The 26,162-nt window shown below is 69.2% G+C and carries 21 protein-coding genes and 2 pseudogenes; 12 read left to right on the top strand and 11 right to left on the bottom strand.

The window, feature by feature from the left end; all coding sequences use genetic code 11:
* Nucleotides 1-90: 90 nt before the first annotated feature.
* The 7 genes from ABZS97_RS33135 to ABZS97_RS33105 form a co-directional block, all read right to left on the bottom strand.
* Complete coding sequence (locus ABZS97_RS33135) at nucleotides 91-1,041, bottom strand: VOC family protein (RefSeq protein WP_356143781.1); 951 nt, start codon at nucleotides 1,039-1,041, stop codon at nucleotides 91-93.
* Complete coding sequence (locus ABZS97_RS33130) at nucleotides 1,038-2,150, bottom strand: 4-oxalomesaconate tautomerase (RefSeq protein ID WP_356143779.1); 1,113 nt, start codon at nucleotides 2,148-2,150, stop codon at nucleotides 1,038-1,040. The genes ABZS97_RS33135 and ABZS97_RS33130 overlap by 4 nt, the downstream gene beginning before the upstream one ends.
* Complete coding sequence (locus ABZS97_RS33125) at nucleotides 2,147-2,857, bottom strand: 4-carboxy-4-hydroxy-2-oxoadipate aldolase/oxaloacetate decarboxylase (protein WP_356143777.1); 711 nt, start codon at nucleotides 2,855-2,857, stop codon at nucleotides 2,147-2,149. The genes ABZS97_RS33130 and ABZS97_RS33125 overlap by 4 nt, the downstream gene beginning before the upstream one ends.
* Complete coding sequence (locus ABZS97_RS33120) at nucleotides 2,854-3,603, bottom strand: PIG-L deacetylase family protein (RefSeq protein WP_356143775.1); 750 nt, start codon at nucleotides 3,601-3,603, stop codon at nucleotides 2,854-2,856. The genes ABZS97_RS33125 and ABZS97_RS33120 overlap by 4 nt, the downstream gene beginning before the upstream one ends.
* A gap of 171 nt (nucleotides 3,604-3,774) precedes the next feature.
* Complete coding sequence (locus tag ABZS97_RS33115) at nucleotides 3,775-4,425, bottom strand: GntR family transcriptional regulator (protein ID WP_356143773.1); 651 nt, start codon at nucleotides 4,423-4,425, stop codon at nucleotides 3,775-3,777.
* A gap of 111 nt (nucleotides 4,426-4,536) precedes the next feature.
* Complete coding sequence (locus ABZS97_RS33110; protein WP_356143771.1) at nucleotides 4,537-5,427, bottom strand: NAD(P)-dependent oxidoreductase; 891 nt, start codon at nucleotides 5,425-5,427, stop codon at nucleotides 4,537-4,539.
* Nucleotides 5,428-5,659: 232 nt separating this feature from the next.
* Nucleotides 5,660-7,240, bottom strand: a complete 1,581-nt coding sequence (locus tag ABZS97_RS33105) for a subtype B tannase (protein WP_356143783.1) — start codon at nucleotides 7,238-7,240, stop codon at nucleotides 5,660-5,662.
* A gap of 438 nt (nucleotides 7,241-7,678) precedes the next feature.
* Between ABZS97_RS33105 and ABZS97_RS33100 the strand changes: the two genes are divergently transcribed.
* Nucleotides 7,679-8,629 (top strand): alpha/beta hydrolase fold domain-containing protein, encoded by a 951-nt coding sequence (locus ABZS97_RS33100; protein ID WP_356143769.1) that lies wholly within the window; start codon nucleotides 7,679-7,681, stop codon nucleotides 8,627-8,629.
* Between the two features lie 44 nt (nucleotides 8,630-8,673).
* Here the strand turns inward: ABZS97_RS33100 and ABZS97_RS33095 are convergent, their stop codons facing one another.
* From ABZS97_RS33095 to ABZS97_RS33085, 3 genes are all read right to left on the bottom strand, one after another.
* Nucleotides 8,674-9,189 carry a MarR family transcriptional regulator gene (locus tag ABZS97_RS33095; protein WP_356143767.1) on the bottom strand — a complete coding sequence of 172 codons (516 nt, stop codon included), beginning with the start codon at nucleotides 9,187-9,189 and terminating at the stop codon, nucleotides 8,674-8,676.
* 188 nt (nucleotides 9,190-9,377) lie between these two features.
* Complete coding sequence (locus ABZS97_RS33090; protein ID WP_356143765.1) at nucleotides 9,378-10,313, bottom strand: bacteriocin fulvocin C-related protein; 936 nt, start codon at nucleotides 10,311-10,313, stop codon at nucleotides 9,378-9,380.
* Between the two features lie 222 nt (nucleotides 10,314-10,535).
* Entirely contained in the window at nucleotides 10,536-11,840 is a 1,305-nt protein-coding gene (locus ABZS97_RS33085; RefSeq protein ID WP_356143763.1) for a cellulose binding domain-containing protein, read from the bottom strand.
* Between the two features lie 511 nt (nucleotides 11,841-12,351).
* Here ABZS97_RS33085 and ABZS97_RS33080 point away from each other — a divergent pair.
* Together ABZS97_RS33080 and ABZS97_RS33075 are read left to right on the top strand one after the other, a co-directional pair.
* Nucleotides 12,352-13,974 carry a glycoside hydrolase 43 family protein gene (locus tag ABZS97_RS33080; RefSeq protein WP_356143761.1) on the top strand — a complete coding sequence of 541 codons (1,623 nt, stop codon included), beginning with the start codon at nucleotides 12,352-12,354 and terminating at the stop codon, nucleotides 13,972-13,974.
* Between the two features lie 43 nt (nucleotides 13,975-14,017).
* Nucleotides 14,018-15,049 (top strand): annotated as a pseudogene (locus ABZS97_RS33075) (endo-1,4-beta-xylanase); the annotation flags it as partial.
* A gap of 63 nt (nucleotides 15,050-15,112) precedes the next feature.
* Here ABZS97_RS33075 and ABZS97_RS33070 read toward each other — a convergent pair.
* The gene (locus ABZS97_RS33070; RefSeq protein WP_356143759.1) at nucleotides 15,113-17,344 is read right to left on the bottom strand and encodes an alpha-L-fucosidase; all 2,232 of its coding nucleotides are present in this window, start codon (nucleotides 17,342-17,344) and stop codon (nucleotides 15,113-15,115) included.
* 466 nt (nucleotides 17,345-17,810) lie between these two features.
* Between ABZS97_RS33070 and ABZS97_RS33065 the strand changes: the two genes are divergently transcribed.
* From ABZS97_RS33065 to ABZS97_RS33025, 9 genes and pseudogenes are all read left to right on the top strand, one after another.
* Nucleotides 17,811-18,872, top strand: a complete 1,062-nt coding sequence (locus tag ABZS97_RS33065; RefSeq protein ID WP_356143757.1) for a sugar ABC transporter substrate-binding protein — start codon at nucleotides 17,811-17,813, stop codon at nucleotides 18,870-18,872.
* Between the two features lie 44 nt (nucleotides 18,873-18,916).
* Nucleotides 18,917-20,479 (top strand): sugar ABC transporter ATP-binding protein, encoded by a 1,563-nt coding sequence (locus tag ABZS97_RS33060; protein ID WP_356143755.1) that lies wholly within the window; start codon nucleotides 18,917-18,919, stop codon nucleotides 20,477-20,479.
* Complete coding sequence (locus ABZS97_RS33055) at nucleotides 20,472-21,515, top strand: ABC transporter permease (RefSeq protein ID WP_356143753.1); 1,044 nt, start codon at nucleotides 20,472-20,474, stop codon at nucleotides 21,513-21,515. Before ABZS97_RS33060 ends, ABZS97_RS33055 begins: the two co-directional genes overlap by 8 nt.
* Nucleotides 21,516-21,607: 92 nt before the next feature.
* Nucleotides 21,608-22,933, top strand: coding sequence for an enolase C-terminal domain-like protein (locus ABZS97_RS33050; protein WP_356143751.1), 1,326 nt, complete (start codon nucleotides 21,608-21,610; stop codon nucleotides 22,931-22,933).
* A complete protein-coding gene (locus ABZS97_RS33045) occupies nucleotides 22,926-23,825 on the top strand; it encodes an amidohydrolase family protein (RefSeq protein WP_356143749.1) in 900 nt (299 codons plus the stop codon). Before ABZS97_RS33050 ends, ABZS97_RS33045 begins: the two co-directional genes overlap by 8 nt.
* Nucleotides 23,816-24,253 carry an RbsD/FucU domain-containing protein gene (locus ABZS97_RS33040; protein WP_356143747.1) on the top strand — a complete coding sequence of 146 codons (438 nt, stop codon included), beginning with the start codon at nucleotides 23,816-23,818 and terminating at the stop codon, nucleotides 24,251-24,253. Before ABZS97_RS33045 ends, ABZS97_RS33040 begins: the two co-directional genes overlap by 10 nt.
* The gene (locus tag ABZS97_RS33035) at nucleotides 24,250-25,299 is read left to right on the top strand and encodes an alcohol dehydrogenase catalytic domain-containing protein (RefSeq protein WP_356143745.1); all 1,050 of its coding nucleotides are present in this window, start codon (nucleotides 24,250-24,252) and stop codon (nucleotides 25,297-25,299) included. Before ABZS97_RS33040 ends, ABZS97_RS33035 begins: the two co-directional genes overlap by 4 nt.
* Complete coding sequence (locus ABZS97_RS33030; protein WP_356143743.1) at nucleotides 25,296-26,057, top strand: SDR family oxidoreductase; 762 nt, start codon at nucleotides 25,296-25,298, stop codon at nucleotides 26,055-26,057. Before ABZS97_RS33035 ends, ABZS97_RS33030 begins: the two co-directional genes overlap by 4 nt.
* A gap of 7 nt (nucleotides 26,058-26,064) precedes the next feature.
* Nucleotides 26,065-26,162, top strand: a pseudogene (locus ABZS97_RS33025) (NUDIX hydrolase); the annotation flags it as partial.

Genomic DNA, 26,162 nt, shown 5'->3' with positions numbered 1-26,162 from the left:
CCCCGCCTGCTTTGTGGCGCCCTTCCGGGCGGTTTATCTGGGGGGGGGGGGCCCCTGTGGTCCCCCGCCCACCCCCGGGTATGGCTCGTTTCACTCGACGGGCGGGGTGCCGTGCGTGTGGAAGGACTTGATCGTCTGCAGGCCCCAGGCCTGCCCCTTCCTGCGCTCTTCCTCGGTCCAGGTGATCAGCGGCCAGTCGGGGGCCAGCACCAGCCGCGTGAGCGGGTTGCACAGCTCGATGCGGTTGCCGCCCGGCTCGTAGACGTAGAGGAAGAACGTCTGCTGGATGGCGTGCTTGTGCGGGCCCGTCTCGATGAACACGCCGCTGTCGATGGCGAGGTCGGCGGCGCGCAGGATGTCCTCGCGGGTGTCGGTCGCGAAGGCGATGTGGTGCAGGCGGCCGGTGGAGCCCGTCCAGTCCGAGGTGTAGACGACGTCGTACGACTTGTTCGTGTACGTCAGCCAGCGTGCCGCGATCTTCCCCGTGTCGAGCCGGATCTGCTCGGTCGGCCGGGCGCCCAGCACATCCTGCTGGAACTCGGCGTTGGCCAGGACGTCGGCGGCGAGGAAGTTGATGTGGTCCAGGCGGCGCACACCGACGCCCCGGTTGGGCTTGGCCTGCGGCTGGTTCTTCAGCGCGGGCCGCAGTTCCCCGGGAGCCTCGTAATACTCGCTCTCCCAGTACAGGGCGTGTTCGTGGCCGTCCGGGTCGGTGGTCACGTACAGCTTGCCGATACCGGGCTCGTCCTCGGCCCAGTGACCGGGGCGGCCGGCCTCCTCGGCCGCCCTGGCCCGGCGCTGAAGGGCCTCCTCGCTGGAGGTGCGCAGCGCCAGCCGGCCAAGCCCCGGCGTGTCGCGGGCGGTGAGCACCAGGCTGTGGTGCTCGTAGTCGTCGAAGGTCCTCAGGTGGACGCTGTCGCCCACCTGGCCGTTGACCGTGAGGCCGAGGTAGTCGGTGAAGAAGGCGACGCTGGCGTCCAGGTCCGGGGTGAACAGCTGGGCGTGGCCGATATGGGCGATGTCACCGAGCGGCGGAGTCATCTGTGGCCTCCTGGGTGTTGTGCGGGGATCGGTGCCGTCTCGGCGGACCTGGGGAACACGGTGCCGTCGAAGAGCTTGCGCGCCGTGCGGACCACGGCCGTGCGGTACACGGCGGGCAGGCCTTCGGGAGTGGCGCCGAGGCTACTTTCGATGTCTATGAATCCCGTGGGATGTTCGATGCGCATGCGGTCACCCCGAGCGGGCAGTTCCGCGAGTTCCGCACCGACGCCGCCCCGGACGCGCAGGCCGGCGGCCACACTCGCCGCACCGAGCACACCGATCGAGGTGTGACAGCGCACGGGAATGAAGGTGCGGGTGGTGACCGCGCCCCCTTCGCGGGGCGCGGCGAGCAGGGTCAGCTTGGGCACGGTGGCATCCGACACGTCGCCGAGGCCCATGAGGCGGCCCGCGAGGAGCCGGATCCCGTGCAGCCGGTCGGCGAGGGCGAGGTCCTCCTCCAGGTCCTTCGGTTTCTCGTAACCGGTGATCTTGAGGGAGGCGGCCGCGATGAGCACGGTCGGCATGCCGTTGTCCACACAGGTCACCGGGACGCCGTCGACCTCGTCGCGGGCGTTGCCGGTGGGCAGCAGTGCACCGGTGCCGGCCGGGAACTCGATCACCACGGGGGCGGCCGTACCCGGCACACCGGAGATCTCGGCATCCCCCGTGTAGTCCACCCGGCCTCCCCGAGTGGGGAAGGTCGCGGTGGCGAAGTCCCCGGTGTTCACCATCCGGATGCGTACGGAGGTGTGCTCCTGCCCCGCTGGAACGATTCCGCGCTCGACGGCGAACAGGCCGACGCCGGCGAGGATGTTCCCGCAGTTCTGACGGTCACTCACCTCGGGCCGGTCGACGGCGACTTGGAGGAAGAGGTAGTCGACGTCGGCCCGCGGATCGGCGGAGAGCGAGACCACGGCCACCTTGCTCGTGAGCGGGTGCGCACCGCCCAGGCCGTCGATCTGCCGGTCGTCCGGGCTGCCCATGACGCGCAGCAGCAGGTCGTCGCGGGCGGCCGGGTCCGCGGGCAGGTCCTCGGCGAGGAAATAGGCGCCCTTGGATGTGCCGCCGCGCAACAGCATGCAGCGCAGTTCCCCGGGCCCGCCGGTCACGACCCCGCTCCCTCTCGGGTGTACTCCTCGTACGTCCGGTACTCCACGCCCAGCCGCTTGAGGGTGTCGCGCAGGCCGTAGCGGTCCAGGCCCAGTTCGCCCTGGAGGAAGGCGGCACGGGACTTGGCCTCCTTGGCCTCGCGGGCCTCGGACGCCTCGGCGGTCTCACGGGCGCGCTCGCGTGGTACGACGACCACGCCGTCGTCGTCGGCGAGGATCACGTCCCCGGGGTGGATCAGCCGGCCGTCGATGGCGATCGGCACGTTGACCGAGCCGCCGGTGGCCTTCACGGTGCCCTGCGAGGAGACGGCCCGCGACCACGCGGCGAAGCCCATGTCGCGCAGTTCCTGGGTGTCACGGATACCGGCGTTGGTCACCACGCCGCGCACCCCGCGCCGCTGGAGCGCGGTGGCGAACAGCTCGCCGAACATGCCGTCGGTGGACGGGGAGGTGGTGGTGACGACCAGGATGTCGCCCTCACCGCACTGCTCGACGGCCGCGTGGATCATGAGGTTGTCGCCGGGCCAGCTGAGCACGGTGACCGCGGTGCCCGCGACCCGTACGCCCTGCTGGATCGGGCGGATCTCCGGGCCGAGCAGTCCGGTGCGGCCCAGCGCCTCGCTGACGGTGGCCACGCCGAAGGCGGCCAGTGCCTCGACGTCCTTCGCGGCGGCCTTCGGCGGGTGGGTGACGATGACGCCGCTCACGACAGCTCCTTCGCGATCTGCGGGTAGGGGCGCATGTACGCCTCGGCCATGGTCTTGTGGGCGAGGCCCAGGTTCGGGCCCGCGTTCCGCTTGAGCTGGACACCGCGGCGGACGGCGAGGTCGGTGTAGTAGTCCCACAGGTGCTGCTGGGCGCCGAGGCACTCCATGGCCTTGCGCTTGGTCTCCCAGACCTCGGTGATGTCGAGCAGCACCTCGGGCCTGAAGCCGCTCATCTCCGGCTGGTGCGGCTCGAAGTAGAAGACGGCCGGGGCGCCGATGATCTCGCCGGGGCCTGGGTAGCCGATGGCCTGGGCCAGCACGCGCGCCTCCAGCGCCATGCGGTTGGCGGCCGGGTGGTCGCCGTTGTACGGGTCCTCGGTGGGGTGCGTGAGGACGACGTCGGGCTGGGTCGCCCGGTACACCTCGACGAGCCGGTCGGTCAGCTCTGCGGTGGCGACCAGCGGGTAGTCGCCGGCGTCGTAGAAGCGGACCTCGGCGCCGAGAGTGGCGGCGGCCCGTTCGGCCTCGTCGCGGCGTATCGCCTTGATCTCTTCCAGTTTCCTGCCCTCGCGCCAGGCCTTGGCGGACTCGCCGCGCTCGCCGAAGGTCAGGCAGGCGATCGTGACCTTCTCGCCTCGGGAGGCCGCCAGGGCGATGGCTCCCCCGGCCCGCCACACGAAGTCCCCGGCGTGTGCGGTGACGACGAGTGTCGAGCGTGGGTTGGCGGGCGCGTTGCCATGCGTCATTGCTGAACTCTCCGTTTTTGGGGCGCGATTCGCCTCCGGGGAGCCAGAGCCTGTGTCGAGCGCGTCACGGTGCTCAGCCCTTCGGGCCGCCGCGCGTTCGCGCGCTCGACACAGGCCTGCCCCCTCGGCTCACGCGCCGCGTTGGACAGGTGCGCGCCCGCCTGCGACCTGTCAGTCGCGCAGCGCTTCGATCACGCTGCCGAGGTGGGCGCGGACGGCCTCTTCGGCCGCCTGCGGGTCCCGGGCCGTGATCGCTTCGATCATGGCCAGGTGTTCGCTCAGGGACTGCTGGGGACGCCCCGGTCTCAGCGCGAGCTGGAACCGGTGACGCACCAGTTGGGCGTTGAGCCGCTCCAGCAGTTCCACGGCCACGGCCTGGCCGGAGAACTCCCGGATCCGGGCGTGCAGTTCGTGATTGAGATCGGAGTACGTCAAGGGCTCGCCGTCGGCGACGGCCTTGGACATCGCCGCGCCCAGGTCGACCAGCTCGGTCAGCTGCTCGTCACTGGCCGAGACGGCCGCCTTGGCGGAGCACAGGCCTTCGAGGACCATGCGGCACTCGGTGATGGCCACCGCTTCCTCGACGGTCACCACCCGCACCCGCGAACCGCGGTTGCGGATCCGCTCGACCAGACCTTCCGACTCCAGCTCGATCAACGCCGCCCGGACACTGGCCCGTGTCACACCGAACTGCTCGGCGAGTTCGTTCTCCACCAGCCGCTGCGCCGGTGCCATGTCCCCGCGCAGAATCGCCTGCCGCAGCTGCGCGAGCGCGTGCTGCTTGGCCTGCTCTCCGGTGCCTGGACGGGCTTCCTTCGGCATTGCGCCCTCCCTGAGTGAGTGCCTGTCGAACCTAAATCTAGGCCAACAGGATTGTCAACAATTTTGTTCTCCATGTTGACCTGCCTGGTCGTCGCACAGGTGCGGCGACGCTCAGGACCCCTCGGGCTCGTCGAAGCTGGCGAAGTAGGAGGCGGCCATGTCCTCCCCGCCGTGGCCCTGGGCCGCGGCGCGGCGGAAGCGTTCGGCGCCGGCCGCGGCCACGTCGAGGCGGACGCCGTGCCGCTCCCCCGCCTCGACGATCAGACGGGCGTCCTTCTCGGCGGTGGTCACCGCGAAACTCGGCGGCGTCAGGCCGCCGTCGAGGATCAGCCCGGCCTTGGCGCGCAGATAGCCCATGTCGAGCGGGCCGCCGTCGATGATGTCGAAGAAGCCCTGCGGGTCCACGCCGAGGCCCTCGGCGAGCGCCAGCGCTTCGGCCGCGCCGTGCGTGACGGTCAGGACCCAGCTGTTGGCCACCAGCTTGAGGCGGGTGGCGCTGCCCTGTGCTCCGTCCTCGCCGGTCCACACCGTGCGGGCGCCAACAGCGTCGAAGACGGGCGTCACGGCGTCGCGGTCCCGGCTGGGCCCTGCCGCCAGCACGACCAGTTGCCCGGCCTCGGCAGGCTGCCGGGTTCCGAGCACGGGTGCGTCGAAGAAGGCCAGTTCGTGGTCACGGGCGAAGCGGGCCAGCTCGCCGAGCGCCTCGATCCCGGCCGTCGTCGACTGCACCCAGGCGCTGCCGGGGCGCAGGGCGGGGGCGGCCTGGCGCATCGTCTCCAGGGCGGCGGCGCCGTCGTGGAGCACGGTGAGGACGACGTCGGCGCCCCGCACGGCCTCGGCGGGGGTGTCCGCGACCTGTACGCCGTCGGAGGTCAGCGGTTCGGCCTTGGAGCGAGTGCGGTTCCATGCCCGGACGGTGTGTCCCGCACGGGCGAGGTTGCGGGCCATCGCGGCCCCCATGATGCCGGTACCCAGGACGCTCACGGTGAGTTTGTCGGTCATGACGACCATCCTCACTCTCGGGCGAGCCGGACGTAGGACCGGAGCGCGCCGGGCCGCACGTGTCGGCCATCGGCGCGGCGGCCGCTCCGGCCCGCCATCGCACCACAGGCGTGGGCCGCGGCACCGAGCCCGCGCTGACTGAGACGGGAGGGGCTCGGCGCCGCGGCCTGCGGTGTCCGGTATGACGGGACGGACACCGGGTCCATGGGTGCGAAGTGCTGTGGCGGTGGAGCTACTTGCTGTAGCCCGTCACCTTGCCGATCCAGGTGATGAAGTCCGCGGCGTCGATGTTCGACCCGTGGCCCTCGTCCCAGTAGTAGCGGGTGTCGACGTCGTCGCCCAGCTGCTCCAGGCTCGCGGCGAGGTTGCCGACGACCGAGAGCGAGGTGTCGCTGTCCTTGGTGCCGACACGGATCCACCAGTGCTTGGAGCGACCGGGGTTGTGCTGCTTGATGAAGGGCATCGGGTTCATCAGGTGGAGCTTCTCGGGCAGATCGCTGTCCAGGCGTGCGCTGCCTCCGCTCTCGTGCCGCAGGCTGTACAGCGTGAAGTGACGGTTCTGGGTGGTGCCGGTGCCGAACTCGTTGTTCTCGCCCGCGGAGAGGTCGAAGGCGTCGAACGCGGGCGTGTCCTTCTTCCGTGCCCCGACGTGGGTGAGGAAGTCGGCCCACGTGAACGTCGCCTTGCCGCCGGACCAGGTGATGAACGTGTTGCTCGCCAGGTAGGTCGAACGGTCGGCGTCCGAAAGAGACTTGAGGTAGGTCGTGGCCGACGGCTGAAGGTAGGTCCGCAGCAGGTAGTCGTCGAGGTTGCGCGCCGTGAGGGTGCCGAAGCCCTTCGCGCGGATCCTGAGGGAGGCCTGGTAGTCGGCGAACGCGGTGCTCAGGTCCTTGGAGACGGCCTGGTCGACGAGCGAGCCGGAACTCAGCTTGTTGCCGCCCCAGTTCCACTCGTACGCCATGTCGGCGTGCTCCAGGTCGGTGATGGGGCACCAGTCACCGCTGGCGAAGATCGCGTCTCCCGCGTCGGCCGCGCCGAGCTCCTTGAGGTACTTGTCGTAGAGCGGGCTGTCGCCGGATGCCCCGAGGAGGGCGGACAGCGCGCCGCCGGCGCTGGTGCCGGAGGAGACGATCCGGTCGGTGTTGCCGGGGATGCGGCCCTTGTTCGCGCGCACGTACCGCACGGCTGCCTTCAGGTCCACGATGGCGGCCGGGGCGGTGCCGTAGTAGGTGCCGTCCGCGTCGATGAGGCTGCGGCCGCGCGCTCCCGGCTCCACGACGACGTATCCCGCGGCGAGAGCGAGCTTGGCGTTGCTGACCATTCCGCCCTGGGCGTTGACCTGCGCGTTGCCGCCGGACTGCACCTCACCCGTGCTGCTGGAGGCCGAAGCGCCGGCAGAGGCGCTCGCCGAGGCGCCTGGCGCACCGCCGCCGGGCATGCCGGTCATGCCCCCGCCGCCCACGCCGGTGGCGTCCGTCACGGACGACGGCATGTAGCCGCCCACCGAGTTGGCGAAGAGGATGGGGGCGTGGGTGGCGTCGACGGCCGTGCCGTCGATCTCCACGGGGACGCTGACGATCAGGCTCTGGTACTTCTCGTCCACTGGCTTGGTGACGTACGTGACGGCCTTGTAGAAGTGGTACTTCACCGACTTGTCGCCGGCGTCCGTGGTGATGGTGGTGGTCAGTTCCGTATAGGCGTCCTTGTCGAACACCAGGGCATCCGCGGCCGTCGACCCGTTCGTGCCCGACGCCTGGGCGTTCAAGGCGATGCCACCGACGGCCGCGACACCGGCCGTTGCGCCGAGCCCCATGACGACGGTCCTGCGCTTCACTGCCCTGTGCTTCACGGTTGCCTCTCCCCTACGCGACTCCGGACCGGCGCATGTCGTCCGGCCCGCTGATCTTGCACTTGCGAACGTAGGGGCCCGTATTCTCGATTGTCAACAATTCTGTTGACTTCACAGCACCTCCCTAGGCACTCACAGGCCAATCCCGACCGAGGCCGTTTTTCGGCCACCTGCCGACGCCATGCAGTCGACCTCGAGGTGACGCGCGAAGCCTCCCCTCATTCCCTCGCGCACCTGCGCAACGCGGTGCGCCGCCTTGCGCGCGACCCCACGGCATCGCCGCCGTGCTACCTTCAACCCACTTAATTGCCAGGAATCCTGATAATGGGACTCGGCAATCAACCCAGCGATCGGTTCGGTGATCAGCTCACCGACCGAGCGGACTCGACCGAACGGAGCCGCATGTCCCTCCTGGCCCGGCCTGCGGTGGCCTCCATCGCCGCGAAGTCGATGCAACGTCTCGCCGTGCTGGCGGACCGACGCTCAACGGGTCGCGGTTCCGCGGCCTCGCACCACGCCCGCCTCCTCGAATTCCCGCGCACTGTCCACGAGTTGACGATCCCCACCTCGGTCGCCCCGGCCCGGGCCACGGTGTACACGCCGGCAACGCAAGGCCCGCCCCCGCCGGTGCACGTGAACTTCCACGGTGGCGGATACGTCATGCCTCTGACGGAGATCGACGACCCGCTGTGCCGCTTCCTCGCCGCACAGGCGGGCGTCGTCGTGATCAACGTGGACTACGTGGTCGCCCCGCAGCACCGGTTCCCGGCCCCGCCGCGGCAGGCGTACGAGGTCGTTCGATGGGTCGCCGCGCACGGCGAGCAGAACGGCTGGGACGGGAGTCGGGTCTCCGTGGGCGGCCAGAGCGCCGGAGGCGGTCTCGCCGCGGCGGTGGCCCGCCAGGCCCTGGAGGAGGGCGGGCCCTCGCTCGCGCTCCAGGTACTCCACTATCCCCCGCTCGATCTCGCGACGAGCGCCAAGGACAAGCGGGCCGCCATCGCCAAGCCGCTGCTGCGCCCGTGGATGGCGGAGGTCTTCGACTCGTCGTACGTGCCCGACCCGCGGGACCGCGCCGACCGGCTCGTGTCGCCCGCCCATCCGTCGGACACCACCGACCTGAAAGGCATCGCCCCGGCCCTGGTGGTCACGGCGGAGTACGACCTCCTCAAGGCCGAGGGCGCACGGTACGCCGACCGTCTTCGCCAGGCGGGAGCGCTGGTCGAGCACTACGACGTACCGGAAGCGGATCACGGGTACGACGGCACCGACGACGAAAAGGCCCGAGAGGTCTACGCCCTGATCGCCCGTCAGGTACGGCGAGCTGTCAACGCCGGGGCGCCCGACGCCACTTGAGTGGGCCGGGAGCGCACCGAGGCGCCGAGGGGTCGTCGAGTGGGTCAGGCAGTACCCGCCCGCTCGGTGGTCCCCTTGTCGAGCTCGGCGGCGGCGGAAAGGAAGTCGTCGACCATGCGGTGAAAGAGGGTCGCCAGCTGCCGCAGCTCCTCGGGGGACCAGTCGGCCAGGGCCATCTGCATGCCACGGGTACCCGCCTCGCGGATGCGGTCCACGGCGTCCTGCCCGGAGCCCGTCAGCTCGATGCGCTGCGCGCGACGGTCGTCGGGGTCCGGCACGCGCGTGACGTATCCCGACTTCTGCAGTTGCTGCACCTGCCGGGTCACATGCGAGGCCTCCACCCCGAGCCGGTTCGCCAGCTCCCCCGGGCGCAGCGACTCCGTGTCCGCGATCTGCCGCAGCAGCGCCACGGCGGCCCGGTCGAGCGGGACGCCGGCCAGTACCATCAGCCGCTCATGCTGCCGCGCCCGGCTGCCCAGGTACGTGACACGGGTCAGGGCCCGCTCGATCTCGGTCACTTCCGGCGATGCGGGACCGGCTCCCAGGGGTGGTGTGGACATACGCAACACTTTACCATCTTGTTGCGTAACTCAAGTAACTTCCTGAGGGCGCTCGTGCCGGGACCCGAGGGGTCAGACGCACTCGCAGTCGAGTTCCGCAGCCGTGGTCAGTTCCGGAGCAGCGCACACACGAAGTTCTCCTCGACCGCGCGCGGACGAGTGGAGACATTCATCGACCCCGGGTGGCCTCAGGGGGCGCAAACCCCGCTGCACGGGCCGAGCCACAGGGGACCGCAGCCGTAATCGGTCCAGTTGCACCACCACGGTGAGGAGTAGCACACCATGTCGCAGCTTCCGGTCCCCGCGCACTGGGAATTGCAGTCCATGACCTGGCTGCCCTCAGTGCTCCGAGGCGCCGCGCCTTGCGTTTCGGCAGGGCCCAGCGTCATGAGAATTGCCCGCGCCTCACTCTCGCCGAACGCCGCCGCAACCGCCGTCTCCAACCCTTCGGTTGCTCCCTGCCGGCGGCCCGCGATGATCTGCGGTGCCAGCCGCGTGGCGTCGTCGAGGACGGCGGACTGCTCGGCCGACAGACCGGGGTGTGCCTTCCGGTGGCTCGCGAAGTGCGCCACCCACAGATCGCTGCGAGCCGAAGCGGACAGCGCGCCGTAGATGGCGCGCCGATAGTCCGCGGGGTAGGCGGAGAACTCGGAGTAGCGGGTGGGCAGTCGGTCGCGGTTGGCCTTCACCCATCGCGACGCCTTGCTGCCCTTGGCGCGGGTCACAGCCTGGGCGGGTGAGGCTGCCAGACCGCCGGTGAGCAGAAACGTTCCCAGGGCCAGCCCCGGCACGGCCTTGAGGATTCCTCGACGGCTCGGGGGCCGCAGCGCGTCGACGTCGCGGAGCGCACGCACCACCCGCAGCGAGTCCGACGGGCCCAACAGCCGCGCCAGGCGGAGGGACAGCCCGGTTCCGGTCCAGGCCCGCACACGGTCACCGTTGACCGCCAACAAGGTCGGAGCCCACTCGGCCCCATCCCCCAGGGCACGCGTGCGCAGGCCGCGAATACGGGGTTCGGTGAGGCCCGCGGTGGTCAACGTGCCGTCCACGGACACGCGAACCCGGTCCACCACTTCTTCGCAGAATCGGCAGTCGGCGTCGAATGCCAATATCCACTCGGTCACAAGCTTCTCCCCACGTCTGGTGACAACCCGTCCCTGGTGCCCGTCCGCTGTGAGTTTTCAAGCCGACCCGTAGCGCGCTGTTCAGCACTTGCGCGCTTCGGGTCCACCTGAAGAGAAGACATTTGCCGAGGTGCCTGGAAGCGTCAATCATTTCGAAGAGGATCGAAACGCTTTACATTCAGGCCGTGCTTGCATCGCGAGCACACCCGTTGCCAATCCACGTCAATTCGTTGAACTCCCTGTGGTGACGGCGCAGTCAGTGCCGTTGAGGGTGTAGGAGGTCGGCGGGGAGGTATCGCCGGTGTGGACGGCCTGGAAGCCGATGTCGACGGATGCGCCGGGGGCGATGGTGGCGTTGTGGGAGACGTTCCTGGCCGTCACCCGGCCGGAGGTGGGCGAGTAGTCGGCGTTCCAACCGGAGGTGATGGCCTGACCGCCAGGCAGTGTGAAGACCAGTGACCAGCCGTCGATCGCGGTGGAGCCGGTGTTGGTGATGGTGATGTTCGAGGTCAGCCCGGAGTTCCAGGCGCTGATGGTGTCGGCGACCCGGCAAGTCGCGGTTCCCGGCGGCGGGTTGGAGGTCTGGAACTGCGTGAAGAATTTCCACACCTCCGCCGGCAGCCAGGTCCTGGAGCCGCTGTCACCAGCGGCTCCGTCCTGCGGAGCGGCGATGTGTCCTTCGTCGAACGCCGCCCAGACGACCGGATGCCCGGCCGAACACCCCGAATAGGCCGTCACCCGGTGCGTCAGACTGCCCTGCGAAGGCTCGGGCGGGTTCTGTGCGGCGCAGCCGTTGTTCCTGACGAACCTGTCCCGCAGCGTACGTCCGCCGGAGATGCCGAGGACGTTGTCCCTGATGCCGTGCACCCCGAGGTAGGCGATGGGCTGGGTGCCGCCGCTGCATCCGCTGAGTTGCCCACCGCTCTGGACCGCGACCGCGCGGAAGACCGTCGCCCGGGAACACGCGAGCGCGTACGACATGGCGGCGCCGTAGCTGAAGCCCAGGGCGAAGCGCTGTGTCGTGTCCACGCACAGGTCCGCCTCGATCCGCCTGATCATGTCGTCGACGAGGGTGACATCTTCCCCGCCGGAGTTGGCCCAGCCGTTGTCGAGGCCTTGGGGTGCTACGAAGACGGTGCTGTTGTTCGCCAGCCGCTGGAGCCCGTAGTAGGCCCAGGTGCCCGTTTCCACGGTACGGCCCGTCGCGACGTCGGTGGAGGTGCCGCCCAGCCAGTGGAACCCGAAGACCAGCCGGTAGGGGTGGTTGCGGTCGTAGCCGTCCGGGACCTTCAGGATGAAGCTTCGGTTCTTGCCGCTGCTCTGGATCGTGTACGTACCGCTCGTCAAGGTGGGGGTTTTGCCGCATCCGGCGCTCGTGGCAGCGGTGCTGACGGTCGCGGCGGCCGGGCCGGAGGCCCCGAGCGAGGTGCTCACGTCCTGGCCGCGGCCCAGTGCCGTGCCGCCCATGCTCAGGACGACCAGCACCGCGACCAGGACCGGCCATAAGAGGGATCTTGTCCTTGCCATCGTGCAACTCCCCTTCTGTTGGAGCATCGCCATAGGCGGACAGGGGTCCGCCGCGGGAGTGCCGGACGCGGAACCGTCGGCTGGACACCTACGGCTCTTGCGAGGGCCTGGCGGGTGGTGCTGTCGTCGGCAGGCCGACACAAGACAGTGGATGACTGCCGCCCAACTGGGCACTCATGGCATGCGCATGACACTCACGGATCGTTCAGCATTCGATCCACTTTCGAATCGTCGACGTGACGGATGTTAGGGAGATTCATGAGGCTGTCAACTCTGCCAGCTGTCCAAAAATCTTCGCCACCGCACCCGATCAGCGCGAAGCGGCGCGAAACATTTCGGTACTAGTGACGAATCATGCGCAACATATTGACGGGAGCTCTCAACCACCTACCATCCAGATTGCTCACCTGTCGACAACCGTTCGCAACCTCGAACGTCACGGGATCCATCCATCGAAGCGCGTCACCGGCAGAGGGAACGACACATGGATATGTCATGCTCTCGTCAACCTATGGACCGCCGCCGAGCGCTGGTCGCCGGAACCGGCCTGTTCGCCGGTGCCTTCCTGCCTCTGGCCGCAGCCTCCGGGACCGCAGCGGCCGCTCCTGTGCCGGAGTCGCTCCTCGCGGCCGCCCCGGCGTACACGAACCCGGTCATCTGGCAGGACTTCGCGGACATCGACATCATCCGCGTCGGCGCCACCTACTACGCCTCCGCCTCGACGATGCACTACTCGCCGGGCGCACCGGTCCTGCGCTCGTACGACCTGGTGCACTGGGAGATCGCCGGTCACTCGGTGCCCGTCCTCGACTTCGGCTCCAAGTACGACCTGAACGGGGCCCGTGGCTACGTACGAGGCGTCTGGGCATCGTCGCTGGCCTACCGGCCGAGCAACAGGACGTTCTACTGGCTCGGCCAGATCGACTTCGCCAGGACCTACGTCTACACCGCCACCGCCGCCGAGGGGCCGTGGAGCCGGCTCACGACGATCGGTACGCCGTACTACGACGCGGGGCTGCTCGTCGACACCGATGACACCCTGTACGTGGCGTACGGGAACACCACCATCAGCGTGGCCCAGCTCTCTTCCGACGGCCGCAGCCAGGTCCGTACCCAGCAGGTGTTCACAACGCCGTCGAGTGTCGGCACCCTCGAAGGCTCCCGGTTCTACAAGATCAACGGGCAGTACTACATCTTCCTGACCCGCCCCGCGAACGGACAGTACGTCCTCAAGTCGTCGGGCGGCCCCTTCGGCCCTTACACGATGCGGCAGGTCCTTCTCGACCTGCGCGGGCCGATCGCAGGCGGCGGCGTCCCGCACCAGGGCGGGCTGGTGCAGACGCAGGGCGGCGCCTGGTACTACATGGCCTTCGTGGACGCCTATCCCGGCGGCCGGGTGCCGGTCCTCGCGCCGGTCACCTGGACCTCGGACGGCTGGCCCGTCGTCCAACTTGTGAACGGCGCCTGGGGCGCCTCGTATCCCAGCCCGGCCGTGCCCACTCCGCCCCGCCAGGTCGCCCCCATGACCGGCGTCGACACGTTCGACGGCACCGGCCTCAACCCGAGTTGGGAGTGGAACCACAACCCCGACAACACCAAGTGGTCGCTCGGCAACGGACTGACCCTGCGCACCGCGACCGTCACCAACGACCTGTACTGGGCCCGCAATACGCTCACCCACCGCATCCAGGGCCCCACCTCCACCGCCACGGTCGACCTCGACCACTCGGCGATGCGGGACGGCGACCGGGCCGGACTCGCGCTGCTGCGTGACTCCTCCGCGTGGATCGGCCTCAAGCGCGACGGCGGCGTGACACGGGTGGTGATGGTCGGCGGGCTGACCATGGACGGCAGCTGGAACACGACCAGTACCGGCACCGAGCTCGCGAGCGCCAGCGTCCCGGGAGGCCGTATCCGGCTGCGCGCGACCGCGGACATCCGCCCCGGCGCACCACGCCCCGGAACCTTCTCCTACAGCACCGACGGAACCAACTTCACCCGCCTCGGCCCCGCCTTCTCCATGGGCAACGACTGGCGGTTCTTCATGGGCTACCGATTCGCCCTCTTCAACCACGCCACCCAGGCACTCGGCGGCACGGTCCGCATCCCGCGGTTCGAACTGTCCACGCCCTGAACCGAGCACCACCCAACCCCCCACCAACCGTACGAGGAGAACCATGAACCCACTGAAACGGCTCGGTCGTCGCCGAGCCTCGGTGTTGTCCCTGCTGGCCGTGGTCGCCCTGGTGACGCCAGGCGCAGCGAACGCCGCGCCCGAAGTGCCCGACGCCGTCCGGGCATCCACACTGGGCGCCCAAGCAGCCCAGTCCGGACGGTACTTCGGGACTGCGGTGGCCGCCGGAAGGCTCGGCGACGGCACGTACAGCGCGATCCTGGACCGCGAGTTCAACTCGGTCACGCCCGAGAACGAGATGAAGTGGGACACGACCGAGCGATCCCGCGGGTCGTTCAACTTCGGCCCCGGCGACCAGATCGCCAACCGCGCGTCGGCCCGCGGTCAGCGCGTGCGCGGACACACTCTGGTGTGGCACTCGCAGTTGCCCGGCTGGGTGAGCTCCATCGGGGACGCGAACACCCTGCGCAGTGTGATGAACAACCACATCACCACGTTGATGAACCACTACAAGGGCAAGATCTACGCCTGGGACGTGGTCAACGAGGCCTTCGCCGACGGCGGCAGCGGCGGGCACCGCTCCTCGGTCTTCCAGAACCTGCTCGGCGACGGCTTCATCGAACAGGCCTTCCGCACCGCACGATCAGCCGACCCGGCGGCCAAGCTCTGCTACAACGACTACAGCATCGAGAACTGGACCGACGCCAAGACCCAGGGTGTCTACCGCATGGTGCGCGACTTCAAGGCACGCGGCGTGCCCATCGACTGCGTCGGCTTCCAGTCCCACTTCGGCGCCGGCGGTCCGCCGTCGAGCTTCCCGACGACGCTGTCGAACTTCGCCGCCCTCGGCGTGGACGTCCAGATCACCGAGCTCGACATCGCGCAGGCGCCGACGGGGGCGTACGCGAACACGGTGAGGGCCTGCATGAACGTGCCGCGCTGCACCGGCATCACCGTGTGGGGCATCCGCGACAGCGACTCCTGGCGCAGCGGGGAGAACCCGCTGCTGTTCGACCGGGGCGGCAACAAGAAACCGGCCTACCAGTCGGCGCTCTCCGCGTTGGGCGGCAGTGCCGCACGCTGACGAGGTGGGCCCCGCCTTCGTGCGGGGCCCATCGCGCTTTCCCTGCCGTGCCGGTCAGAGGGTCGTGAAGGTCCACAGCAGATTGGTGCTACTGCCGTACGTCCACTGCTTGGTGACGGATCCCGAGGCCACGTTGCCGGCGCCGTCGAGTACCAGGCCTGTATTGCGGTTGGCGATCGAGTAGGTGCCGCCGCCCCGGTGGGTGATCGTCCACTGCTGGTTGGCGCCCCCGTTCCAGGCGGCCTGCCTGGCCGCGGACCCGTCGGACGTGGCGCCCCAGCCGTCGGCGACCATGCCGTTGGCGCGGTTGACCAGCTTGTAGTAGCCGCCTCCGACTTCCACCGCCTGCCACTGCAGGTTGGGGCTGCCGTCCCAGGTGTATTGCTTGAGGTTGGAGCCGGAGGCGACGTTGCCACCGCTGTCCAGGGCCAGCCCGTCGGTGACGTTGGTGACCCGGAAGTAGGCCGCCGGTTTGAACTGGACCTTCAGCGAGGTGACCTTGTCGTTGTTGCCGGTGACCCGGAGGTCGGGGTTGTCGGCGGTGAAGGTCCACGAAGTGCCGCTGAAGTTGTCGCCCGAGTAGCCGATGACCTGGTAGCCGGGGGCCAGTTGGAGGGAGGAGAGGGTGAGGGCGCCCAGTCCGGCCGAGGTCAGTTCGTCCGCCGTGTAGTTGCCGACGGCGAGCGCGGCGCTGGTGCCGGAGTAGTTGACGTCCCTGTACCCCGCGGCGCCGATGAGGGGCCGCAGGCCGGGGATGTCGCCGGGGAAGGCGAGCTTCAGGACGTAGGCGTTGGCGCTGTACGGCGCCGAGGATGGCAGCGTGACCGTGAGGCCGGAGGAGTTCTGTGTGGGCGCGGGCAGGTCGATGTACTTCCCCGCGGTCGAGTCGAGCAGTTTCACGGAGGTCAGCGACGAGAGGCTGATCCGGTCCGAGTTGAGGGTTTTGATCGTCAGCGAGCTGCCGGGCCAGCCCAGGACAGTGGCGTACAGAACGTTGCCGGCCTTGTTGCGGGTGAAGCGGATGTCCTGCGCGGTACCGGCATGGGGAGTGGTGAACGAACCGCCGCCCATCTTGGTCGGTCCTTCGCCGTACGCCGTCCAGGCGCGGGTCGAGTACACCGACTCGCCGAAGCGCTTCAGATGGTCGCCGATGCCGAGCAGGATGTCCTTCTGCTGCTGGGGGATGGTGCCGTCGGCCATCGGTGCGATGTTCAGCAGCATGTTGCCGTTCTTGCTGACCCGGTCGATGAACGAGTGCAGCATCTGCTGGGTGGTGTAGTAGCCGATGCCCTGGGTGTAGCACCAACTGCTGCTCGAGATGCTGTCGTCGGTCAGCCAGTAGGGGGCGGTGAGCTCGGCGGGACCTCCGCGCTCGTAGTCGAAGACCTCGCCCTTGCCGTGCATGCCGTCCTTGTACGTGGCGACGACCTCACGGCCCCAGCTGTCCGCCTGGTTGTAGTAGTACGCCAGGAAGTTCAGACGTTGGGTCTCGTCGACGGCGTCGAGCTTGAAGTCCTGCCAGAGGATGTCGGGTTGGGAGCGGTCGATGACCTCCTTCAGCTTGTCGAACCAGAGCTGGTTCTCCGCGGCCGAGCCCAGCTGCCCGTAGAGCTTCTTGAGGCTGCTGTCCGTCTGGGCGGGGACGTGTTCGTAGAAGCCGTTGAAGTGGTACGCGTGGTGCATGGCCACCAGCAGCTTGAGGTTCTTGGCGCGGATGGCTGTGGTGAAGAGCTGCAGCAGGTTCAGGCCCGGGCCCTTGTCCACCGAGTTCCACTCGTTGACCTGGCTGTCCCACATCGAGAATCCGTCATGGTGTTCGGCGACCGGGCCGGCGAACCTCGCGCCGGCGTCGACGAACAGTTGCGCCCACTCGTCGGGGTCGAACTTCCCGCCGGCCGACTTCAGCTTCGGCGCGAACTTCACGGTGTTGCCCGCCAGGTCCTTCGCTCCGTTGATGAAGTTGTGGTACGGCCATGCAGAGGGCTGGCCGTAGGTCGCGATGTGGTGCCGGTTGGCGTTGCTGCCGGCGTCGTACATGTTGCGCGGGTACCACTCGTTGTCGAAGGCGGGGACGCTGAAGGCGCCCCAGTGGAAGTAGATCCCGAACTTCGCGTCCTGGAACCACTCCGGGGCCGGCGTGTGCCGGTCGACCGAGTTCCAGTCGGGCGTGTACGTGCCGGTCGCCGCCTGCGCGACGGCGGTACCGAACACGCCTCCGGCGACGGCGACCGCGGCCACCCAGGTGGCACCGGCCAGGAAGTGGCGTCGGTTGATCGAACTCGACATAGGACATCCCTGATGCGGAAGGGGGCGGGGGGAAGGCAGGGGAAAGTCAGGGCCGACGCGCTCTGAGGTACTGGGGCGCCGGATGTTACGCATGAAGGTCGACCATGTGCCCCGTGGATGTCAACGGGCGTGCAGGGATGTAAGACAGGCCTTGACCTGGCGTTATGCACTATTTACGCAGTTTCACGCCATTTTCCAGCCGCCAAACATGGCATGTCTGCCCGTAAGGCAGATGGCCGGATCAAGACCAACGCCTCGTGTGATTGATGGGATGGATTAACACCTAGAGTCGCCCGCCCTCGACGGCAAGGCCATCTGAGCTGCAACGATTGCCCGGCTCGCACGAGAGGGTAGACAAGGCTCCCCGGCTCATCTAAAAATACATCCCATCTCTCCGCGACAGCTGCATACGGCTGTCGCTCCGGCGAAACATCTCCCGCTTCGGGACCAGCGCGAGGAAGTACCGATGAGACTCAGAACCGCCCTCTGCTCCGCCGCCTCCGCCCTGACCGCAATGGCTCTGCTGAGCGCATGCGGTGGCTCCGGCGCCGCGGCCTCGTCCGACGGCAAGTCACTGGTCGGCGTGGACTACCCCCGCTCCGACACCGACTTCTGGAACTCCTACATCAAGTACACGCCCAGGTACGCGGGGCAGCTGGGCCTCTCGCTCAAGACCACCAACTCACAGAACGACGTCGCGAAGCTCACCGCCAACGCCCAGACGTTCATCAGCCAGGGCGTCAAGGGCATCGCCATGGCCCCGCAGGACACCGCCGCCATCGCGCCGACACTCGCGCAGCTGGAGGCGAAGAAGATCCCGGTCGTCACCGTGGACACCCGCCCGGACAGCGGGAAGGTCTTCATGGTGGTGCGCGCCGACAACCGCGCCTACGGCGAGAAGGCGTGCCTGTACCTGGGGACCAAGCTCGACGGCAAGGGCAAGGTCGTCATGCTGGAGGGCGGCCTGGACTCCATCAACGGCCGCGACCGCACCGAAGCGTTCAACGACTGCATGAAGAAGAAGTACCCGGACATCAAGGTGTTCGGTGAGGCCACCAACTGGGACGGCGCCGTCGCCGCACAGAAGCTCCAGACCGACCTCACCGCCCACCCGGACATCAAGGGCATCTACATGCAGTCCAGCTTCGCCCTGTCCGGCACGCTCCAAGTCCTCAAGCAGAAGGGCCTGTTGGTCGACCCGAAGGACAAGAAGCACGTCTTCGTCGTCTCCAACGACGGCATCCCCGAGGAGCTCAAGTCCATCACCGCGGGCAAGATCGACGCCACCGTCTCGCAGCCCGCCGACCTCTACGCCAAGTACGCCCTGTACTACCTCAAGGCCGCGATCGACGGGAAGAAGTTCAAGCCCGGCAAGACCGACCATGACAGCACCATCGTCCAGGTCCGCGCCGGCCTGTTGGAGGACCAGCTCTCCGCCCCGCTCGTCACCGCAGACGGCGGCACCTACGGCGGCGTTCCCAGCCTCAAGAGCGGCGACACGTCCCTGTGGGGCAACAACCTCGGCTGACCGCTGCCGACCATGCAACGGCTCACGAACACAAGGCGGTTGAGATGAGCAACGGGGAGCGAGCAGTCACCCCCGTGCCCGCCCCGGTGGACGGTGGGCGGGTCCTGGCGGACCCGCCTGTCGTCGAGGCGACGGGCATAGTCAAACGATTCGGTCCAACGGTCGCCCTCGACGGCGCCCGGATCACCATCAGGCCCGGCGAGACCCACGCGCTCGTCGGCCGCAACGGAGCCGGCAAGTCGACCCTGGTGTCCGTCCTCACCGGTCTCCAGGCGCCGGACGAGGGAACGGTCACCTTCGGCGGTGCCCCGGCACCGCGGCTCAGCGACCGCGACGCCTGGCGTCAGCGCGTCGCCTGCGTGTACCAGAAGTCGACGATCATCCCCACGCTGACCGTCGCCGAGAACCTCTTCCTCAACCGGCACGACCACGCGCGCAGCCGGCTAATCAGCTGGCAGGCGGTGCGCCGCCGGGCCCAGGAGCTGCTGTCGACCTGGTCCGTGGACGTGGATCCGCAGACCCCGGCCGGTGATCTCAACGTCGAACAGCGGCAGTTCGTCGAGATCGCCCGGTCGCTGTCCTTCGGTGCGCGGTTCATCATCCTCGACGAACCGACCGCCCAGCTCGACGGCGCCGCGATCAACCGGCTCTTCGACCGGATCCGCGACCTGCAACGCCAGGGCGTGACCTTCCTGTTCATCAGTCACCACCTCCAGGAGATCTACGAGATCTGCGACATGGTGACGGTGTTCCGGGATGCCCGGCACATCCTGACCGCGCCGGTCGCGGACCTCCCCCGCGCCGACCTCGTCGCCGCCATGACCGGAGAGGCCGCCGCGGGCCGGCGCGAGGAACGTGCGAGCACCCTGGACGCCGCCGTCCCGGCCGCGCTGAGCGTCCGAGGACTCAGCAGCGGGACCTACGACGACGTCACGTTCCAGGTGGGCGCCGGCGAGATCGTCGGCCTCGCAGGGGCCGCCGGCAGCGGTCGTACGGAGGTCGCCGAGACCGTCGTAGGACTGCGCGGCGCCGAATCCGGGGAGGTGGAGATCGCCGGGAGGCGGCCACGGCAGGGCAGTGTGCCGGCCGCGCTGTCCGCGGGCGCCGGGTTCGTCCCGCAGGACCGCCACCACCAGGGGTTCGTGCCAGACATGTCGATCGCGGACAACGCCACCCTGTCCGTGCCCGGCCGGATCGGCAGCAACGGGTTCCTGAACCGCAGCCGTCGCGACCGGCTCGTCGAGGGCATGATCGAGAACCTGGCGATCAAGACACCCGGCCCCGAGCTGCCCGTCTCCTCGCTGTCCGGCGGCAACCAGCAGAAGGTCGTCATGGCCCGGGCCCTCGCCGACGACCCCCGGCTGCTGGTCCTGATCAACCCGACCGCGGGCGTGGACGTGCGCTCCAAGGAGTTCCTCCTGGGCAAGGTCGAGGAGACCGCGGAAACCGGCACCGGGGTGCTCATCGCCTCCGACGAACTCGACGACCTGCGCATGTGTGACCGGGTCCTGGTGATGTTCCAGGGCCGAGTGACCTCAGAGATCGCCCGCGGCTGGCACGACCACGACCTGGTGGCCGCGATGGAAGGAGTGGATTTCCATGCCTGAAACCGTCCTCGCGGACACGTCCGCCCCCGAGGCCGCTCAGCCGCGCGCCAAGCGGACCGGCCTGTTCGGCGGCCGGATACCCGTGGCCAGGCTGCGCGACCTCGCACTCGTCCCCGCGATCGTGGTCATCGCGGTCGTCGGCCAGATCGTGAGCCCGGTCTTCCTGCAGACGGACAACCTCATCAACGTCCTGCAGACCATGTCCGAGATCGCACTGCTGGTCCTCGCACAGACGATGATCCTGATCGTCAAGAAGATGGACCTGTCGCTGGAGTCCACCATGGGCCTCGCTCCGGGTGTCGCGGCCTGGATGGTTGTGCCGACGGGCGCCGGACACGGCCTGGGACTCCTGCCAGGTGCATGGTCCATCCCCCTCACCCTCGCCGTGGGCGCCCTGGTCGGCGTGGTCAACGCGCTGCTGATCATCCGCTTCGGCCTCAACGGCTTCATCGTCACCCTCGGCATGCTGATCGTGCTGCGCGGCGTCCTCACCGGTATCTCCGGCGGCCAGACCTTCTTCCAACTGCCGGAATCCATGCTCTATCTCGGCACCGCCGAGTGGTTCGGGATGCCGGCCTCCATCTGGATCTGCCTGGTCCTGTTCGCCGTCGCCATCGTCGTCCTCGGCTGGACCGGCTTCGGCCGATCGCTGTACGCCATCGGCGGCAACGTCGACGCCGCCAAGGCCGCCGGCATCCGCACCGACCGGGTGCTGTGGATCGTCATCGTCACCGGCAGCGTGCTCGCCGCCCTCGCCGGACTCCTGCTGTCCGGACGCCTCGCCTCGGTCGCCTCCGCGCAGGGCAACGGCTACATCTTCACCGTCATGGCCGCCGCCGTCATCGGCGGGATCAGCCTCAACGGCGGCAAGGGCACCATGTTCGGGGCGTTCAGCGGCATCCTGCTGCTCTTCATGATCCAGAACGTGCTCACCCTGGGCGGCGTTCCCGCCCAGTGGATCGGCGCCCTGAACGGCCTCATCATCCTGGTCGCGCTGATCATCTCCCGCATCACGGGCGGCAAGGTCCAGGAGTGACCCGCGCGGCCCCTGCCGCCGGACTCCCCGCGCCGTTCCCCACCCCGTCACAGGTGGCCGTCCGCCCGCCTGCTCTCACAGGAGTTGCCGTCATGCCCTCAGCCGTGTCCGCATCCGCCCGCATCACCGCCCTGGACGTCCTCGACGTACGCTTCCCGACGTCCGAGCACCTGGACGGGTCGGACGCGATGAACCCCGAACCCGACTACTCGGCCGCCTACGTCATCCTGCGCACCGACGCCACGGACGGACTCGAAGGCCACGCGCTGGCCTTCACCACCGGCCGCGGCAACGACGTCCAGGCGGCTGCCGTCGCGGCCCTCGCTCCGCACGTGGTCGGCCTGTCCGTCGAGGAGGTCTGCGCAGACCTCGGAGCGTTCTCGCGCTCTCTCGTCCATGACCCCCAACTCCGCTGGCTCGGCCCGGAGAAGGGCGCCATCCACATGGCCACCGGCGCGGTCGTCAACGCCGCCTGGGACCTGGCCGCCAAGCGGGTCGGCAAGCCCGTATGGCGCTTCCTCGGCGAGATGCCACCGGAGGATCTGGTCGCACAGGTCGACTTCCGCTGGCTCAGCGACGCCCTCACTCCCGAGGAGGCGCTGGAGATCCTACGCCGCGCCGAGCCCGGCCGCCAGGAGCGCATCGCCCGTCTGCTGGAGCGCGGTTATCCGGCCTACACCACCACCCCCGGCTGGCTCGGCTACTCCGACGAGAAGCTCGCCCGCCTGGCACGGGAGGCCGTCGCGGACGGCTTCACCCAGATCAAGCTGAAGGTCGGCGCTTCGCTGGAGGACGACGTACGGCGCATGCGCACCGCTCGCGAGGCGGTCGGCGACGGCATCCGCATCGCCGTCGACGCCAACCAGAGATGGGACGTCGGCCCCGCGATCGAGTGGATGAGCGCCCTGGCCCCCTACGACCCGTACTGGATCGAGGAGCCCACCTCCCCGGACGACATCCTCGGCCACGCCGCCATCCGCAAGGCCGTCGGCCCGATCAAGGTCGCCACCGGCGAGCACATCGCCAACCGGGTCGTCTTCAAGCAGCTTCTCCAGGCCGGCGCGGTGGACATCGTGCAGATCGACTCGGCCCGGGTCGGCGGGGTGAACGAGAACATCGCGATCCTGCTCCTCGCCGCGAAGTTCGGGACGCCGGTCTGCCCGCACGCCGGCGGCGTCGGTCTGTGCGAGATGGTGCAGCACCTGTCGATGTTCGACTACGTCGCCGTCTCCGGCACGGTCGAGGACCGCGTCATCGAGTACGTCGACCACCTCCACGAGCACTTCGTCGACCCGGTACACATCACCGACGGCCACTACGTGGCGCCCGCCCTGCCCGGACTCGGCGCGCAGATGCACCCGGAGTCGCTGAAGGAGTACACGTACCCCGACGGCCCCGTCTGGTCCGCCCGTGTCTGACACACCGCACCTGGTCGACGCCCACCACCATGTGTGGGACCTCGACCACCGTTCGCAGCCCTGGCTGGAGGAACCCGGCCTTGAACCCATCCGCCGTGCCTTCGCTCCCGAGGACCTGCGCACGTCGGCGACCCGGAGCATCGCCGGGCGCCGCCTGGGCAGCACGGTGGTCGTCCAGTGCGTGACGTCCGTGTCCGAGACCCGTGAACTGCTCGCCCTGGCCGACGAGAACCCGCTCATCGGGGCGGTCGTCGGCTGGGCGGATCCGACCTCCCCTGCGGTCGGTGACGTACTCGACGAACTGCTGGCGGGGCCCGGCGGCCGCTATCTGCGTGCCGTGCGGCACCTCGTGCAGGGCGAGTCCGATCCGAAGTGGCTCCAACGACCGGACGTGGAACAGGGATTGCGGGCGACGGCGGAGCGCGGACTCGGCTACGACGTGCTCGTCCGCAGTCACCAGTTGCCGCAGGCGGTCCGCCTCGCCGAGCGTCTCCCGGACCTGCCCCTGGTCCTGGACCACGCGGGCAAGCCGCCCATCGCCCAGCACGCGCTGGACGACTGGGAACGGGACCTGCGGAGGCTGGCCGCGCACTCCCAGGTGCGGTGCAAGGTGTCCGGTCTGGTGACGGAGGCCGATCACGAGAAGTGGACGGTCGACGACCTCCGGCCGGTGTGGAACATCCTGCTCTCCGCCTTCGGCCCCGACCGCCTGATGTTCGGCTCGGACTGGCCCGTCTGCGTCCTCGCGGGCGGCTGGAACCGCTGGGCAGCCGCCGTCGAGGAACTCCTCGCCGACTGCTCGGCCGACGAGACCGAGGCGGTTCTCGTCGGCACCGCGAGCGACTTCTACCGCCTGTCGCCCGACACGGAGGAGGGCACGCCGTGCTCCTGACCGAACTGCTGCACCCCGGCATGCTCGAAGCCCTGGCCGGAGCGGGCCACGGCGCCCGCGTCCTGCTCGCCGACGGCCACTACCCGGCGAGCACCGCCACCGCTGAGCGAGCGAGGACCGTCCACCTCAACCTCGCCCCCGGCCTGCTGGATGTCACCACCGTGCTCGACGTCCTGCTGCGGGCCCTGCCCGTCGAGTCGGCACACGTGATGGTGCCGCCCGAGGGTGAACCGGAGCCACCCGCCATCGCCGAGTACCGCTCCGTGCTGGCGCCCGTTCAGGTCGAAACGCTCGGCCGCTTCGAGTTCTACGACGCGGCCCGCTCCCCCGACCTGGCGCTGACCGTCGTCACCGCCGACATCCGTACCTACGCCAACCTGCTGCTGACCATAGGCGTCCGCGCCGAAGGGACCCTGACCCCACGATGACACTCGCTGTTCGCTACACCGCCGCTCGCACCCTGGACACGGCCCCCGCGCTCAGTGCTCCGCCCGGTCCCGGCGAGGTGCAGCTCGCCCCCGCCTACGTCGGCATCTGCGGCACCGACCTGCACATCTTCCACGGTGACATGGACGCCCGTGTCCACACACCCGCCGTCCTGGGACACGAGATGTCCGGCCGTGTCGTGCGCGTCGGCCCCGGGGTGGAGGGCTGGGCTCCCGGCGACGCGGTCACCGTCATGCCGCTGCGCTGGGACGACACCTGCCCGGCCTGCCTGAAGGGCCATCAGCACATCTGCCAGCACCTGGACTTCATCGGCATCGACTCCCCCGGTGCGATGCAGCAGCGGTGGACTGTCCCTGCCTCGACGCTGATCCGGCTGCCGGACTCCCTTCCCCTGGACCGGGCCGCGCTCGTCGAACCGACGGCGGTTGCCGTGCACGACGTGGGCCGGGCCGAGGTCGCCGAGGGTGAGAAGGTCGTGGTGGTCGGCGGCGGCCCGGTCGGCATCCTCATCGCGCTGGTCGCGCGGGCCGCGGGCGCCGAAGTCCGAGTGGTGGAACTGAGCGCCCACCGTCGGCTGCTGGCCGAGCAGTTGGGGCTGACCAGCTGGGACCCGGCCGACGTGGACGTGCCGGAGGCCGTCGGGCAGTGGACCTCCGGCGCGGGCGCGGACGTCGCTTTCGAGGTGTCCGGTGCGGCAGGCGGCGTGGACACAGCGGTGGAGGTGCTCGGCGTGCGCGGCCGTCTCTGCCTCGTCGCCATCCACCCAAGGCCCCGCGAGATCAACCTGCACCGCTTCTTCTGGCGCGAACTGACCCTCATCGGCGCCCGGTTGTATGACCGCTCCGACTTCGAGAAGGCAGTGGCCCTGGTCGCCGACGGGACGATTGCGGCGGAGCGGCTGATCAGCAAGGTCGTGCCGCTCACGCAGGCGCCCGCCGCTTTCGAGGCCCTGGAGGGCGGCGGCAACGTGATGAAGATCCTCGTCGACTGCACCACCAACGACAACGCTCAGGGAGTCGCCGTATGACCGCCTTCGACCTCACGGGCAAGCTCGCAGTCGTCACCGGCGCCCGGCGCGGCATCGGGCGGGCCATGGCCCGCGCACTCGCCGAGGCCGGAGCGGACGTCATCGGGGTGAGTGCCTCGCTGGAGGAGTCAGGCAGCGCGGTGGAGAAGGACGTGGTCGCCGCGGGCCGCACGTTCGAGGCGATCCGCACCGACTTCGCCGATCCCGATGCCGTACGAGCCCTCGGCGCGGACCTGGCCGGGCGTGAGCGCCCGGTGGACATCCTGGTCAACAACGCGGGCACCATCCGACGCGCGCCCGCTGCCCAACACTCGGATGAGGACTGGGAGTTGGTGCTCCAGGTCAACCTGAGTGCGCAGTTCGCGCTGACCCGGGCGGTCGGGGCGGCGATGGTGGCCCGCGGCCAGGGGAAGGTCATCTTCACGGCGTCGCTGCTCAGCTTCCAGGGCGGCATCACCGTCCCCGGCTACACCGCCGCCAAGCACGGTATCGCCGGACTGACCAAGGCGCTGGCCAACGAGTGGGCGTCGCACGGCGTCAACGTCAACGCCCTCGCACCCGGCTACATCGCCACCGACAACACCCAGGCCCTGCAGGACGACCCGGCCCGCAGCAAGGCCATCCTGGACCGCATCCCCGCCGGACGGTGGGGCCAGGCGGACGATCTGGCCGGCGCCACCGTGTTCCTCGCCTCGGACGCCGCCGCCTACATCCACGGCGTGACCCTGCCCGTCGACGGCGGATGGCTCGGCCGATGACCGCCGATCTCAGCGGCACGGCCCCGAGATGGACGAGCCGTGCGGCGAGTACGAGATCGTGCGGGTGCCCTTCACGCGTGTCGGCATCGCCTCCGTCCATCTCGT

Source organism: Streptomyces sp. NPDC005485 (assembly GCF_040606085.1).
In the GTDB taxonomy this organism is placed as follows: Bacteria; Actinomycetota; Actinomycetes; order Streptomycetales; family Streptomycetaceae; genus Streptomyces.
The sequence above is the reverse complement of the archived record's forward strand: the minus strand, read 5'-3'. Positions and strand labels throughout refer to the sequence as shown.

Excerpts from the sequence above, each read along its gene's own strand:
- ABZS97_RS33085 (WP_356143763.1), bottom strand. The coding sequence starts at position 11,840 with ATGGCAAGGACAAGATCCCTCTTATGGCCGGTCCTGGTCGCGGTGCTG.
- ABZS97_RS33030 (WP_356143743.1), top strand. The coding sequence starts at position 25,296 with ATGACCGCCTTCGACCTCACGGGCAAGCTCGCAGTCGTCACCGGCGCC.
- ABZS97_RS33070 (WP_356143759.1), bottom strand. The coding sequence starts at position 17,344 with ATGTCGAGTTCGATCAACCGACGCCACTTCCTGGCCGGTGCCACCTGG.
- ABZS97_RS33120 (WP_356143775.1), bottom strand. The coding sequence starts at position 3,603 with ATGACGCATGGCAACGCGCCCGCCAACCCACGCTCGACACTCGTCGTC.
- ABZS97_RS33080 (WP_356143761.1), top strand. The coding sequence starts at position 12,352 with ATGGACCGCCGCCGAGCGCTGGTCGCCGGAACCGGCCTGTTCGCCGGT.
- ABZS97_RS33095 (WP_356143767.1), bottom strand. The coding sequence starts at position 9,189 with ATGTCCACACCACCCCTGGGAGCCGGTCCCGCATCGCCGGAAGTGACC.
- ABZS97_RS33110 (WP_356143771.1), bottom strand. The coding sequence starts at position 5,427 with ATGACCGACAAACTCACCGTGAGCGTCCTGGGTACCGGCATCATGGGG.
- ABZS97_RS33055 (WP_356143753.1), top strand. The coding sequence starts at position 20,472 with ATGCCTGAAACCGTCCTCGCGGACACGTCCGCCCCCGAGGCCGCTCAG.
- ABZS97_RS33105 (WP_356143783.1), bottom strand. The coding sequence starts at position 7,240 with ATGGGGCTCGGCGCAACGGCCGGTGTCGCGGCCGTCGGTGGCATCGCC.
- ABZS97_RS33135 (WP_356143781.1), bottom strand. The coding sequence starts at position 1,041 with ATGACTCCGCCGCTCGGTGACATCGCCCATATCGGCCACGCCCAGCTG.
- ABZS97_RS33050 (WP_356143751.1), top strand. The coding sequence starts at position 21,608 with ATGCCCTCAGCCGTGTCCGCATCCGCCCGCATCACCGCCCTGGACGTC.
- ABZS97_RS33100 (WP_356143769.1), top strand. The coding sequence starts at position 7,679 with ATGTCCCTCCTGGCCCGGCCTGCGGTGGCCTCCATCGCCGCGAAGTCG.
- ABZS97_RS33065 (WP_356143757.1), top strand. The coding sequence starts at position 17,811 with ATGAGACTCAGAACCGCCCTCTGCTCCGCCGCCTCCGCCCTGACCGCA.
- ABZS97_RS33115 (WP_356143773.1), bottom strand. The coding sequence starts at position 4,425 with ATGCCGAAGGAAGCCCGTCCAGGCACCGGAGAGCAGGCCAAGCAGCAC.
- ABZS97_RS33035 (WP_356143745.1), top strand. The coding sequence starts at position 24,250 with ATGACACTCGCTGTTCGCTACACCGCCGCTCGCACCCTGGACACGGCC.
- ABZS97_RS33060 (WP_356143755.1), top strand. The coding sequence starts at position 18,917 with ATGAGCAACGGGGAGCGAGCAGTCACCCCCGTGCCCGCCCCGGTGGAC.